10 protein-coding genes and 1 tRNA gene are annotated in these 12,859 nt (G+C 65.8%); 8 read left to right on the forward strand and 3 right to left on the reverse strand.

Translation table 11 applies throughout. From position 1 onward, the window contains the following. Window positions 1-7 precede the first annotated feature (7 nt). Together BAC01S_RS22095 and BAC01S_RS22100 are read left to right on the forward strand one after the other, a co-directional pair. Window positions 8-1,303 carry an MFS transporter gene (locus BAC01S_RS22095; RefSeq protein ID WP_027796716.1) on the forward strand — a complete coding sequence of 432 codons (1,296 nt, stop codon included), beginning with the start codon at window positions 8-10 and terminating at the stop codon, window positions 1,301-1,303. A gap of 17 nt (window positions 1,304-1,320) precedes the next feature. After that, entirely contained in the window at window positions 1,321-2,244 is a 924-nt protein-coding gene (locus BAC01S_RS22100; RefSeq protein WP_043203289.1) for an NAD(P)-dependent oxidoreductase, read from the forward strand. A 98-nt stretch (window positions 2,245-2,342) separates the two neighbouring features. Here BAC01S_RS22100 and BAC01S_RS22105 read toward each other — a convergent pair. From BAC01S_RS22105 to BAC01S_RS35165, 3 genes are all read right to left on the reverse strand, one after another. Then, window positions 2,343-2,419: transfer RNA gene (locus BAC01S_RS22105), tRNA-Val, on the reverse strand. 116 nt (window positions 2,420-2,535) lie between these two features. Continuing rightward, window positions 2,536-4,200 carry an Nramp family divalent metal transporter gene (locus BAC01S_RS22110; protein ID WP_027796718.1) on the reverse strand — a complete coding sequence of 555 codons (1,665 nt, stop codon included), beginning with the start codon at window positions 4,198-4,200 and terminating at the stop codon, window positions 2,536-2,538. Between the two features lie 114 nt (window positions 4,201-4,314). Continuing rightward, window positions 4,315-4,458 (reverse strand): hypothetical protein, encoded by a 144-nt coding sequence (locus BAC01S_RS35165; RefSeq protein ID WP_169740146.1) that lies wholly within the window; start codon window positions 4,456-4,458, stop codon window positions 4,315-4,317. 1,135 nt (window positions 4,459-5,593) lie between these two features. Here BAC01S_RS35165 and BAC01S_RS22125 point away from each other — a divergent pair. From BAC01S_RS22125 to BAC01S_RS22150, 6 genes are all read left to right on the forward strand, one after another. Continuing rightward, the gene (locus BAC01S_RS22125; protein ID WP_027796719.1) at window positions 5,594-5,809 is read left to right on the forward strand and encodes a hypothetical protein; all 216 of its coding nucleotides are present in this window, start codon (window positions 5,594-5,596) and stop codon (window positions 5,807-5,809) included. Between the two features lie 94 nt (window positions 5,810-5,903). Further along, window positions 5,904-7,373, forward strand: coding sequence for a carbohydrate porin (locus BAC01S_RS22130; RefSeq protein ID WP_027796720.1), 1,470 nt, complete (start codon window positions 5,904-5,906; stop codon window positions 7,371-7,373). A gap of 374 nt (window positions 7,374-7,747) precedes the next feature. Further along, complete coding sequence (locus BAC01S_RS22135; RefSeq protein WP_027796721.1) at window positions 7,748-8,719, forward strand: sugar-binding transcriptional regulator; 972 nt, start codon at window positions 7,748-7,750, stop codon at window positions 8,717-8,719. Window positions 8,720-8,724: 5 nt separating this feature from the next. Continuing rightward, window positions 8,725-10,350 carry an FGGY-family carbohydrate kinase gene (locus tag BAC01S_RS32230; protein WP_043203234.1) on the forward strand — a complete coding sequence of 542 codons (1,626 nt, stop codon included), beginning with the start codon at window positions 8,725-8,727 and terminating at the stop codon, window positions 10,348-10,350. Further along, a complete protein-coding gene (locus BAC01S_RS22145; RefSeq protein ID WP_027796722.1) occupies window positions 10,347-11,861 on the forward strand; it encodes a glycerol-3-phosphate dehydrogenase in 1,515 nt (504 codons plus the stop codon). Before BAC01S_RS32230 ends, BAC01S_RS22145 begins: the two co-directional genes overlap by 4 nt. 39 nt (window positions 11,862-11,900) lie before the next feature. Then, window positions 11,901-12,833 (forward strand): sugar phosphate isomerase/epimerase family protein, encoded by a 933-nt coding sequence (locus tag BAC01S_RS22150; RefSeq protein ID WP_027796723.1) that lies wholly within the window; start codon window positions 11,901-11,903, stop codon window positions 12,831-12,833. Window positions 12,834-12,859 lie beyond the last annotated feature (26 nt).

The following is a 12,859-nucleotide window of genomic DNA, read 5'->3' on the forward strand; positions in this document are numbered from 1 at the left end:
AGGCTAAATGGAAGCCACGCAGGTTGCCGCAGTCCGCATGTCCAGCACGCGATGGAAGATCTTTCTTTTGCTGCTGATGCTCGTGTCGCTCAACTATATCGACCGGGCCGCGCTTTCGGTCGCCATGCCGAGCATCGCGCAGGAGTTTCAGCTGACGCCCGAGAAGCAGGGCCTCATCCTGAGCGCCTTCTTCTGGACGTATCTCTTCATGCAGGTGCCGTCCGGCATGCTGGCCGACCGCCTCAAGCCGCGTGTGGTGATCGCGGCGGCGACGATCGGCTGGGGCTTCTTTCAGGGCATTGCCGCGCTGAGCGTCGGCTGGTTTACGCTGCTGCTCACGCGTTTTGGCCTGGGCGTGAGCGAAGCGCCGATCTATCCGGCCGGCGGCAAGCTCAACGCGATGTGGCTCACGCAGAACGAACGCACGCGCGGCGCCTCGCTGATCGACGGCGGGTCGGCGCTCGGCTCGGGTGTCGGCGCGATCGTGACGGCACTGCTGATGGGCTGGTTCGGCTCGTGGCGCGCGGCCTTCGCGGTGGCCGGGATCGGCACGGTCCTGTGCGGCATCTGGGCGTGGTGGTACATCCGCAATACGCCGCGCGAGCATCCTCGCATCAACGACGCCGAGGTCGCGTACATCGAAGAGGCGTTAGCCGAAGAGGACCATCGCGAGCCGAAGGCCGAGGCGGGATCGTCGGTGCTGAGCTTCCTGCGCTACCGTTCGGTGTGGGGCATGTGCATGAGCCACACCTGTACGAACCTGATCTTCTACGGCCTGATGACCTGGTTGCCGAGCTACCTGTACAAGGCGCACGGCTTCGACCTCAAGTCGATGGGCAACGCGACGTTCCTGATCTTCCTGATGGGCTTCATCGGCGAGATCTGCGGAGGCTGGATTGCCGACCGCTGGAAGATGGCGGGCGCCGGCGCGAATCTCGTCTACCGCACGATGATGGTGATCGGCGCGGCGGCCGTGGCGGCCTCGATGTGCGTGGTGGCATACGCCGGTTCGCCGGTGGTTGTCGTCGCCCTGCTTTGCGTGGCGCTTTTCTTCGTGCGCTGGTGCGGCGGCTGCAACTGGGCCACGCCCGCCATGCTCGCCACGCGCAAACGCGCCGGGTCGCTCTGTGGCATCATGAATTTCGTCGGCAATATCGCCGGCATCTTCGTGCCGATCTTCATCGGCTATATCGTGCAGCAGACCGGCTCGTACTTCCTGGCCCTGATGTTCTTCGTCGCGGTGGCCGGCTTCCAGATTCTGTGCGCACTGCTTATCAACTATCAGAGGAAGCTGCCGGTGTGACGGCGGCGCTGCGAACCATGAACCAGATCGAGATTCCAGAACGTATCCGGCGCGTTGGCGTGATCGGCCTCGGACTGATGGGCGACGCGATTGCGCACAATATCCTGAAGCGCGGCTTCGCATTGACGGTGCTTGCGCACCGCAGCCGCACGAACGTGGACGCGCTCGTCGCGCGCGGCGCGACCGAGGCCGCTTCGGCCGAGGAACTGGCGCGCAGCGTGGACGTGGTGCTGATCAGCGTGACCGGCACGCCGCAGGTGCGCGACGTGCTCACGCGCGAGCATGGCTTGCTGGCGGGCGCGCATGCGGGGCTGATCGTGATCGACGCCACGACCGCCGACCCCGAGTTCGCGGAGGAAGCGGCCACGGCGCTCGCCGCGCGCGGCGCGCAGTTTGTCGACGCACCGGTCAACCGCACGCCGAAGGAAGCGCGCGAAGGCCGCCTCAATGTGCTCGTGGGCGGCGAAACCGAGGTGGTGGAGACGCTGCGGCCGCTTTTCGAAACCTACGCGGAGACCATCCATCATCTCGGGCAGGCCGGTTCCGGCTATCGCGCGAAGCTGATTCACAACTTCATCGCGCAGGCGAATGCCGCGGTGCTGGCCGAGGCGTTCGGCACGGCGGCGAAGGCCGGCGTGGACCTGCGCGAGTTCGCGGCCCTGTGCCGGCTGAGCGGCGGGCATAGCCGGACCTTCGACCGCATCGTGCCGTATGTGCTGGAAGGCGACGACAGCGGGCAGCAGTTCGCGCTGCGCAATGCGTTGAAGGATATGCGCGCGTATGCGCGCCTCGCCGGCGAACACGCGTCGACCGCCATCGTTGCGGAAGCGGCGCGCCAGCTTTATTTGCTCGCGACGAATCTGGGGTACGGCGACGAGTACGTGCCGCATCTGTTCGACGTGGTGGGCGAGTTGAACGGCGTGCGCGTGCGCGCCGATTGAGGACACCTAAGAAGCCTCGCGCACAAACGAAAATGACGCAGCCCCGCGAGGGATTGCGTCATTGCCGATGTGCTGCTTCGCTGTACTGCGCGATTCGTTGGTAGGCTCGATTGGACTCGAACCAACGACCCCCACCATGTCAAGGTGGTGCTCTAACCAGCTGAGCTACGAGCCTGTCGAGGCGCGAATTATAGAGAGAGTCGAACGCGCTTGCAAGCCCTTTATGACTCGGGAGCGTTCGGTACTTCTAGCGCTGTCGCCATCTCCAGCGCCGTGCGCGCCCACCTGGGCTTACTTCAGCAAGGTCATCTGCACGACCTTCACTACGACGAGCGCGACGGCGATGATCAGATAGCCGCGCAGCACGCCCATCCACACACGCTTGCTGAGCGTGAGGTTCGGCGCCGGCAGTTCGTCGAGCGGCGGCATGCGCCACATGTCGCGCGCACCCTGCGGCCACGCTTGCGCGGCCGGTTCGTCGCCGTTGCGGCCGCGCAGCTTGCGTGCGATTGCAGTCGCCGCGTAGCCGAGCACGGCGAATACCGTGCCGCCCGCGAGAATCTCGATGATCGTTTCTCCGGTCATGTCCGGGTACATCACCGAAGCCGTGAGGATGATCGAAAGCATCACGAGCACCCAGATCACGCCGCCCGTGAAGAGGTTGAGCCGCTTCGAGTTGACCCACGGGCCCAGCACCGCGCGATCGTTGCAGAGCAACAGCAGGAACACCGTGGCGCTTGGCAGCAGCACGCCCGCGAGCGTTTGCACCGCTTCGGTCAGGAGGCCGAGCGGACTGCCGGGGATCAGCACGATGGCCGCCGCGAGGGCGACGATGCCGAAGTACACGAAGTAGAAGCCCTTGGCGTCGTTCACGCCGCGATGCAGCGAGTGGCGAATCTTGAACACGTCGCCCATCGCGTAGGCCGTGGACAGCGAAACGGCAGCCGCGCCGATGATGGCCGCGTCGAACAGCGCGATGGCGAACAGCACCGCCGAGGTGTGGCCGGCGTACTTATCGAGGCCGGCGATCACGCCGCCCGCATCGGTGAAGTTGCCGAATTCGGGCCTGCCGGCGAAGAGCTGCGCGCAGAACGCGATCATCGCGACGGCGCCGATCAGCACGAAGGCAATGCCGATCCACAGGTCGGCCTTCTCGTACTTCATGAAGCGCGGCGTGATGCGCTTGTCGATCACATAGCTCTGCTGGAAGAACAGCTGCCACGGCGCGACGGTCGTGCCGACGATGCCGATCACGAGCAGCATCACGTCGGAGAGCTTCGAATGCGCGGGCCAGTTCGGGATGAAGAAGTCGCGCGCCATCTGGCCGACCGGCGGGTGAATCATCACCAGCACGGGCACGAGCAGCAGGCTCAGGAGGCACAGCCCCACGGCGAAGCGCTCGAAGCGCCGGAAGTTGCCGGTGCTGACCGCGGCCATGGTGAGCGCGGCGGCGATGCACACGCCCGCTACCTTCGACACGCCGAAGAAGTCCAGCACGAAGGTGATGCCGATGAACTCGGTCACGATAGTGAGCGCGTTGAGCAGGAACAGGTCGATCACGCTGAACGCGCCCCAGAACTTGCCGAAGCGTTCGAAGATGAGCCGTGCGTGGCCCACGCCGGTTACGGCGCCGAGGCGTAGCACCATTTCCTGATTCACGTACAGCACGGGTACGAGCAGCAGCATGGTCCACAGGAGCGTCGTGCCGTAGTTCTGGCCAGCTTGCGTGTAGGTGCCGAATGCGCCGGCGTCGTTGTCGCCGACCATGACGATGAGGCCCGGACCGAGAATGGCGAGCAGCGTGCGAAGGCGCGCCCACCAGTTGCTGCGCGGGGCAATGTCGTGACGGGAGATCGTGCCGAGCGCGCCCTGAATGTCGCCGAGATGCGCGTCGTCGAGCACGGCGCTGCGCTCGAGTGCGACGGAGTTTGGCGAGTAGTCGGATTGCCTGTACATGTTATGGATTCCTTGATTATGGGTAGGCGAAAGCCGCGAGCCTGGCCACCATACGTAAGTGTGTGAGCCGCCTCGTGACGGTCGCGCTTGCGTATGGCGGAAGGGTGTGCGGAATCAGGAGGCGAAAGCCTTCACGCGCCGCCAGAGCGCACCGAGGCGGGAGTGCGCCGTGCGCGGCTGCAGCGAGAGAAAGGAGGAATAGTGGCTGCGCGACTCTTCCACGTGCGGCAGGTTCGAAAGAAGGAGGGCGAAATGCATATGAGTGCTCCGTGCGCCGGGCTCGGCGCGTAAATCGCGGAAAGCCGGCGGACACGGATCACCCCGCGCATCATGAGCGCGGCAGCCGTCCGCCTGCTTTCCCCGGTTGAATGTGAGGTAAGCGGCATAAGGGATGACTGTCACTGTCAGGCATGACGGCTCCTTTTCGGGTTGGCCGCGCGTTGGCAACGCGCGTGTTGAACCACGCGCCCATTCTGCGAGCAGAAACGGCGGGCGCGAACGAATGCGGCCGCGAGCGACGGCTCGCGACACGGCACCGGCGGAGCGGGGCGAGCGAGCAGCACGCGAAAGGCGTGCGCGCGCGAACCTGGCGTCCGAATGGCGCTAATTCAAAAGGTGCACGGGAGGGTGAAGCGATGGCGCGCACCGTCTGCCTGATGGCGGGACGGCGGCGAAATGCGGGGCGCGGACGTCTGGCCGGTCAGGCAGAAAAACAGATCGAAGATCGACTACTGCAAGAGTCCACGGCGTGGGCCCCCGGTTGTGAAGATGGGCGGATTCTAGTGACGGAGAAAGCACAAGTCAACACGTTTCCCTAAGCAGAACCAAGGTATTTTTTTACGGCGGCAATACGGCACGCAATGACGGGATTGAGTCTTTCATCCGCCCGACATTGAAACCGTCCGGAAAGCATGGCGCGCCATGCCGCGTGCGCTGAATGCGAACCGGATGCATTCACCGCAGCGCCGCGTGGTCGACCTTCGGGCTGGTCGCCGAACGCCTGCTGGATCTTTCGCACTGCGATTTCATTTGATGCTTTTTTTACTTGCCGTTGGGTGGAAGTGGCGAATACAATGCGCCCGTCTCAAAGAAAGGAGTCCCTCGTGGACACATGCTCTAGTAGTGGAAGTCCGATGCCGGCCCGCGCCGGCGATATGTTCGCGAGATAGCCGCAAAAGGCTGCTCGGGGGTCTCGCAAGCGATCCCTCAAGCACCGCTCCTTTCGCCGCTAACTCGCCGAGTCGGGTTAGCGCGCTCCCTTCGTGACAGGCAAGAAGCCTGTCCGCCTGCAGCACGCTCCCTCTGTTTCGACCGTCTATCGCAACACCGCTTGCGAGGGGCCGTCACGTATTCATTCGTCGCCCGATGCGTTCGGGCTGGACGGGGGTGAGTCATGTCGTTCAAGTTTTTTGTGTTTGCTTGCCGTGGCGCGCCGCTCGCGCTTCGCCTGCTTGCTTCGCCGGTGCTCGCGGGTCGTCCGCTCACGCCGTGCGGTTATGCCGTCATTGCGCTCGTCATGATCGGAATCCTGCTGGCGGTCGTGATTGCGACCAGCTTTGCCGGCAACGAATTCGACAGTGCATTGCCGCTTTCGTGGTGGTTCGCGTAAAGCGCGGCCGCCGTCACGCATTTGCCATTCCGCGCGTGTGATATCTCCCTGCACGCCTGGTTAAACCCACAATCCATCCGTCGCTCGACTTGCCATGAAGAACAACCTTAAAACCTGCCTGCTCTCGACCGGCACGCCGCTCTCGCTCGCCGCGCTGCTCGCCTTCGCCATCGCACCCGCCGCATTCGCTCAATCGTCGGGCGAAACGCAGCCGGTTCCCGCCGCGGCCGATTCGTCGGCCCAGCAGCCCGCCGCCGCGGCCGCCGCGCCCACGGGGCTGTGGGAGCGCTCGAATCTCTTGGGCGACATGGGCGGCTTGCGCTCGTGGATGGGCAACTACGGCGTGACTTTCGGTCTGCAGGAAACGAGCGAGTACATGGGCAACTTCTCCGGCGGCACGCACCGCGGCGGCGCCTACGACGGCGTCACGCAGTTCGGCCTCGGGGTCGACACGCAGAAGGCGTTCGGTCTGCCGGGCGGGATCTTCAACGTGTCCGCGCTGCAGATTCACGGCACCGACCTGAGCGAACGCAATCTGCAGACCCTGCAGCCCGCCACGGGTGTCGAGGCCGATGCAGGCACGCGCCTCTGGGAACTCTGGTACCAGCAGTCGCTGCTGGGCGGCAAGGTCGACGTGAAGGTCGGCCAGCAGAGTCTCGACCAGGAGTTCATGGTCAGCCAGTACGCCGGCACTTTCATGAACGCGACGTTCGGCTGGTCGGTGCTGCCTTCCGTCGATCTGCCCGGGGGTGGTCCGGCCTATCCGCTTTCGTCGCTCGGCGTGCGCGTGCGCGCAACGCCCACCGACGCCATCACGGTGCTGGGCGGCGTGTTCGACGGCAACCCCGCGCCGGGCGTGGGCGACCCGCAAAAGCTCAACGCCAGCGGCACGACGTTCAACCTGCATAACGGCGCACTCGTGATCGGCGAAGTGCAGTATGCGATCAACCAGCCGCCGTCCAATCCGAACGATCCGAAACCGTCAGGACTGCCGGGTACTTACAAGCTGGGCTTCTGGTACAACAGCAACCGCTTCGCCGATCCGGGCTACGACAACACCGGCCTTTCGCTCGCCAATCCGGCCAGCACGGGCATGCCCGCCACGCACGGCGGCGACTACAGCATCTATGCCGTCGCCGACCAGATGATCTGGCGTCCGAGCGCGGACAGCCCGCAGTCGGTGGGCGTGTTTGCACGCATCATGGGCGCGCCGGGCGACCGCAATGTCGTCGACCTGGGCGTGAATGCGGGCGTGACGCTCAAGGCGCCGTTCAAGGGGCGCGACAACGACGTGGTGGGGCTGGCGGTGGGCTATGCGCATATCGGCTCGCACGCGCAGGATCTGGCGAGCGCGCAGGCGAATTACACCCCGGGTTATCCGTCGCGCAGCGCGGAGACGGTACTCGAAGCGACCTATCAATATCAGGTCGCGCCGTGGTGGCAACTGCAGGCCGACTTCCAGTACGCGTTCCGTCCGGCGGGCGGCATCCCGAATCCGGATAACCCGTCGCAGCGCGTTGGCGACGAGGCGATTGTCGGCTTGAGGACGACGATTGCGTTCTAAAGCAGGCGGTGGCCACTGAAACCTGGCACAGGGACTACGCCGCCGGGAGAGCCTCGCACATTGCCAGGCCGACTCCATGAGTCATGATCAGGAGTGCTATTAAAAATAGAAAGCACGAATGTAAGGCGACGGATTCGCTTTTGCCGGATTCGTGTCCTCGCGCGTGATCGAGCGGGGCGGGCGCTTTGGCGTTCCGCCGCCAAAAAGAACCCGACACCTATTTCTCAACCAGGCCGCTCAGTCAAAACATAGGGATATCCATTAAGGGTTCTGTCGGATGGCAAGCGAAGATTTGCCGCGTATATTGGCCTCAACGAAAAAAAATGCAGTGAGTGAAAAAAATTTCATCTCCTGCTTTTGCATCTGGAGAGGACATGACGAAATCCGCCGGCAGGCCTGATCCCGAGGACAGTCTCGCCATCAGGGCCGCCTGGTTGCATTACGCGGCAGGGCAGACGCAGGCCGACGTGGCCGCGCGCCTTGGGGTAAGCAACGTCAAGGCGCATCGGCTGATCATGCGCGCCAATCAGAGCGGCGCCGTGAAGGTCACGATCGACGGCGAAATCGCGGAATGCGTGGTGCTGGAAACGGAGCTTGCCGAGCGCCATGGGCTCGCCTATTGCGAGGTGGTGCCGGACCTGCACGAGGTGGGCCTGCCCCTGCGCGCCCTGGGCATTGCGGGGGCCCAGTTTCTGCAACGCGAGATCGCGGCGTGCCAGGGCGGCGTGATCGGCATCGGGCACGGCCGGACGCTGGCGGCCGCCGTTGCCGAGATGCCGCGCACGGAAGCGGGCAACGTGCGCTTCGTGTCGCTCGAGGGCGGCGTGACGCGAGACTATGCGGCGAATCCGTATGACGTGATCTACCGGCTGGCGGAGAAAACCGGCGCGGTGTCTTACGTGCTGCCGCTGCCGTTTTTCGCCAATACCGCTGAAGACCGGGAGGTGTTGCTCTCGCAGCGCGGCGTGCGCGAAGTATTCGACCTCGCGGCGCACGCGGACCTGATGATCGTCGGGATCGGCAGCGCCCATCCCGACGCGACGCTCGTTGCCTCGCAGATGATCGAGCCGCAGGAAATCCGCGAGGTGAGCGAACTGGGTGGCCGGGGCGAGCTGCTTGGGCACTTTTTCGATTACGCCGGCAAGCCCGTCCAGACTTCGTTGGCCGCGCGCACGGTTGCGCCCGCGCTGGCCGATCTGGCGGGGCGCCGCATCGTGGCGATCGCCGGCGGCGCCGAAAAGGTCGATGCCATCCGCGCCGTTCTGCACAGCCGACTCCTGAGCGGACTCGTGACGGACGAGGCCACGGCGCTCGCGCTTCGCGACGAGCCGCAAGCGGTGGAGTAAGCGCGATGGCAAGCCCCGGACACGATCTCCTGATCGGCATCGACGCCGGCACCTCGGTCATCAAGGCGGTGGCCTTCGATTTGAGCGGGCGGCAGATCGCCGTGGCGTCGACCCCCAATCGCTACGCGACGAGGGCCGACGGCGCGGCCTTTCAGTCCCTGACCCAGACCTGGGCAGACTGCGCGCGCACGCTGCGCGATCTCGGCGCCCGGGTGGAAGGCCTCGCGCAGCGCACCCGGGCGGTGGCGGTCACGGGGCAGGGCGACGGCACCTGGCTCGTCGGCGCGGGCAACGAGCCCGCGAGCGATGCCTGGCTCTGGCTCGACGCGCGTGCCGCAGGCACGGTGCGGCGGCTGCAGGGCAAGCCGGCCAGCCGTGCCCGCTTCGAGGCGACCGGCACCGGCCTTGCGGCGTGCGGCCAGGGCGCGCAGCTCGCGCATATGGCGGCGACGCTGCCCGAACTGCTGGACCGTACCGAAGTCGCGCTGCATTGCAAGGACTGGCTGTATCTGAAGCTCACCGGGGTCCGCGCAACGGATCCCTCGGAGGCGAGCTTCACCTTCGGCAACTTCCGCACCCGCGAGTATGACGACGCCGTGATCGAGGCACTCGAACTGACGGCGCGCCGCGCGCTGCTGCCCGAGATTCTCGACGGCACCGAGATCACCCATGAACTTTCGCCCGAAGCCGCGAAGGCAACGGGGCTGCTGGCCGGTACGCCGGTGTGTCTCGGCTTCGTCGACATCGTGCTCACGGCGCTGGGCGCCGGCATCCATACCGCCGATGCCGCCGGTGCGAGCTGCTCGATCATCGGGTCGACCGGCATGCATATGCGTGCGATGCGTAACGCCGACGTACACCTGAACGCCGAAGGCACGGGCTATGTCATCGCGCTGCCCATGCCGGGCATGTCGGCGCAAGTGCAGTCGAACCTTTCCGCGACGCTCAATATCGACTGGATCCTGAACCTTGCATGCGACCTGCTTGCGGAGTTCGGCCCCACGCTGTCGCCGGGCGACCGGGTGAACTACATCGACGGATGGCTGCAGCGCGGCCGGCCGGGTGCGCTGCTTTACCATCCGTACATTTCGGAAGGGGGCGAGCGAGGACCGTTCATCAACGCCAACGCGCGAGCGGATTTCATAGGACTCACAAATGAAATCCGCTTTCCGGATCTGCTGCGCGCCGTGGTCGAGGGGTTGGGCATGGCCACGCGCGACTGCTATGCGGCCATGGGCGGCGCGATGCCGGCGGACTTGCGGCTCACCGGCGGGGCGACGCGCTCGCGCGCCTTGCGCGCGGTGCTGGCCGCGGTGGTCGGGGCCCCGGTGCGGATTTCCGCGCGCGAAGAAGCCGGCGCGGCCGGGGCGGCGATGATGGCCGCGGTTGCGCTGGGCGTCTACCCCGACATGCACGCCTGCATTGCCGAGTGGGTCACTCCGCTGCTGGGGCAGGCCGAGGCGCCGGACCCGGATCTCGTGCGCACTTACGCGCAGCGCTTCCCTGCCTACCGCGGGGCGCGACATGCGCTCGAGCCCGTATGGGAGGCAATGGCCGGGGAGACGAAGGCGAGCCTTCAGTCCGAAGCGCTTCATGCCGGCGTGCAAGCCGAACCGGGGGTGGTGCAATGAGCGACAACGCGACAGTGGACCTGCTCGTCATCGGCGGCGGCGTCAATGGCGCGGGCATCGCGCGCGATGCCGCGGGCCGCGGACTCTCGGTCATCCTGTGCGAAAAGGACGATCTCGCGCAGGGCACCTCGTCGCGCTCGGGCAAGCTCGTGCATGGCGGCCTGCGCTACCTCGAGTACTACGAGTTCCGGCTCGTGCGCGAGGCCCTGATCGAACGCGAAGTACTACTGAATGCCGCACCGCACATCATCTGGCCGATGCGCTTCGTCCTGCCGCACAGCCCCGACGACCGTCCGGCCTGGCTCGTGCGGCTGGGACTGTTTTTGTACGATCACCTGGGCGGGCGCGAGAAGCTGCCGGGAACGCGCACACTGGACTTGCGCCATGGCGTCGAAGGTCAGCCGGTCAAGGATCAGTACCGCAGGGGCTTCGAGTATTCCGACTGCTGGGTCGACGACGCGCGCCTCGTGGTGCTCAACGCCGTGGATGCCGCGCAGCGCGGCGCCCGGGTGCTCACGCGGACCGCGTTCGTTGCTGCCCGGCGCGAAGGCGGTGCGTGGCGCGTGGAACTGCGCGACACCCGTGACGGCGCGACTCGCGTGGTCACCGCGCGGGCGCTGGTCAATGCGGCCGGCCCCTGGGTCGCCGACGTCGTCGGGCGCGTGACGGACGGCCACTCGACCCGCAAGGTGCGGCTCGTGAAGGGCAGCCATATCATCACCCACAAGTTCTGGGAGGGTACGCACGCCTGGCTGGTTCAGAACCGCGACAAGCGGGTGATCTTCATCAATCCTTACGAAGGGGATATGGCGCTCATCGGCACCACCGACGTCCCCTGGGACGGTGCGCCGGAAAGCGTGTCGATCGACGAAGTGGAAATCGAATACCTGCTGGCCGCCGTGAGCCGGTACTTCAAGGCGCCGCCGCGGCGCGAGGACGTGGTGCAGACCTTCGCGGGCGTGCGGCCGCTTTACGACGACGGCAACGGCAACCCCTCGGCGGTGACGCGCGACTATGCGTTCGACCTCGACGCCAATGGCGGCGCGCCGCTGCTCAACGTCTTCGGCGGCAAGATCACCACCTTCCGCAAGCTGGCCGAGCAGGCGCTGCAGCATCTGCAGCCGACGTTTCCGCGGATGGGGCGCGACTGGACGGCCACCGCCCCCCTGCCCGGCGGGGACATCGAGGGCGGCGACGTGCCGAAGTTCACCGCACGTCTGCAGCGCAACTATCCCTGGCTGCCGGGGGAACTGGCGCGCTACTACGTGCGGACCTACGGAACGCGCACCGCGCAGGTGATCGGTTCCGCGACCTCGCTGGCAGGACTCGGCCGGAAATTCGGGCCGAACTTCTACGAGGCCGAGGCGCGTTATCTGATGGCGCACGAGTGGGCCGAGACGGTGCCCGACATTCTGACGCGGCGTACCAAGCACGGGCTGCACATGAGCGCCGGGCAAATGGCTGCGTTCGACGTCTGGTTCGATGGCCGCCTGGCGGCGATGTCCGCCTGAGCCGGGACGCGATCGATCCCACCACTCCACGGAACGAACATGGCTTTCACGCTTTCACTCAACACCAACCCGCTCGTCAATCGCTTCGCGCAAGCCGACGACCTCATCGACACCATCGCGCACGGCATGAAGATCCGCGACGTGCAGCTCACGCACGAGTTCATCAATCCGTCGTGGCCTGCGGCCGTCAACCGGCGTCTCGTGCGCCAGATGCGCGCGGCGATGGCGCGAACCGGCGTGCGGATCACGTCGGGCATGACCGGACCCTACGGGCGGCTCAACCACTTCGGCCATCCGGACGCCGACGTGCGGCGCTACTACGTCGACTGGTTCAAGACCTTCGCCGATATCGTCGCCGACCTCGGCGGCAACGCGATCGGCACCCAGTTCGCGATCTTCACCTACCGCGACTACGACGACGCTGCCCGGCGCGAGGCCCTGATCCGGACCGCCATCGACTGCTGGGCCGAAGTGGCGGAGCACGCAAAAAGCGCCGGCCTCGCGTTCGTATTCTGGGAGCCCATGTCGATCGGACGCGAGTTCGGCGAGACGATTGCCGCCTGCATGGCGCTGCAGGAGCGGCTCAGTGCCGCCAGAATGGCGGTGCCCATGTGGATGATGGCCGACATCGATCACGGGGATATCACGAGCGCCAACGCCGACGACTACGATCCCTATGCCTGGGCGCGCGCGGTGCCGCGGGTCTCGCCGATCATCCACATCAAGCAGTCGCTGATGGACAAGGGCGGCCACCGACCCTTTACGGCCGAGTACAACGCCCGCGGCCGAATACAGCCGGAGCCGCTCATGAGCGCGCTTCACGCGGGAGGCGGTAAGGATAACGAAATTTGCCTGGAGCTGTCGTTCAAGGAACGCGAGCCGACCGATCGCCAGGTTGTCGCCCAGCTTGCCGAGTCGGTGGCGTTCTGGGCTCCGCATTTCGACACCGGCGTTGCCGATCTGCACATTTGAAGGGACTTGACTGCGATGCACGGCGC

This window comes from Paraburkholderia acidipaludis NBRC 101816 (assembly GCF_000684975.1).
In the GTDB taxonomy this organism is placed as follows: Bacteria; Pseudomonadota; Gammaproteobacteria; order Burkholderiales; family Burkholderiaceae; genus Paraburkholderia; species Paraburkholderia acidipaludis.

Excerpts from the sequence above, each read along its gene's own strand:
- BAC01S_RS35165 (WP_169740146.1), bottom strand. The coding sequence starts at position 4,458 with ATGCATTTCGCCCTCCTTCTTTCGAACCTGCCGCACGTGGAAGAGTCG.
- BAC01S_RS22135 (WP_027796721.1), top strand. The coding sequence starts at position 7,748 with ATGACGAAATCCGCCGGCAGGCCTGATCCCGAGGACAGTCTCGCCATC.
- BAC01S_RS22095 (WP_027796716.1), top strand. The coding sequence starts at position 8 with ATGGAAGCCACGCAGGTTGCCGCAGTCCGCATGTCCAGCACGCGATGG.
- BAC01S_RS22130 (WP_027796720.1), top strand. The coding sequence starts at position 5,904 with ATGAAGAACAACCTTAAAACCTGCCTGCTCTCGACCGGCACGCCGCTC.
- BAC01S_RS32230 (WP_043203234.1), top strand. The coding sequence starts at position 8,725 with ATGGCAAGCCCCGGACACGATCTCCTGATCGGCATCGACGCCGGCACC.
- BAC01S_RS22145 (WP_027796722.1), top strand. The coding sequence starts at position 10,347 with ATGAGCGACAACGCGACAGTGGACCTGCTCGTCATCGGCGGCGGCGTC.
- BAC01S_RS22100 (WP_043203289.1), top strand. The coding sequence starts at position 1,321 with ATGAACCAGATCGAGATTCCAGAACGTATCCGGCGCGTTGGCGTGATC.
- BAC01S_RS22150 (WP_027796723.1), top strand. The coding sequence starts at position 11,901 with ATGGCTTTCACGCTTTCACTCAACACCAACCCGCTCGTCAATCGCTTC.
- BAC01S_RS22110 (WP_027796718.1), bottom strand. The coding sequence starts at position 4,200 with ATGTACAGGCAATCCGACTACTCGCCAAACTCCGTCGCACTCGAGCGC.
- BAC01S_RS22125 (WP_027796719.1), top strand. The coding sequence starts at position 5,594 with ATGTCGTTCAAGTTTTTTGTGTTTGCTTGCCGTGGCGCGCCGCTCGCG.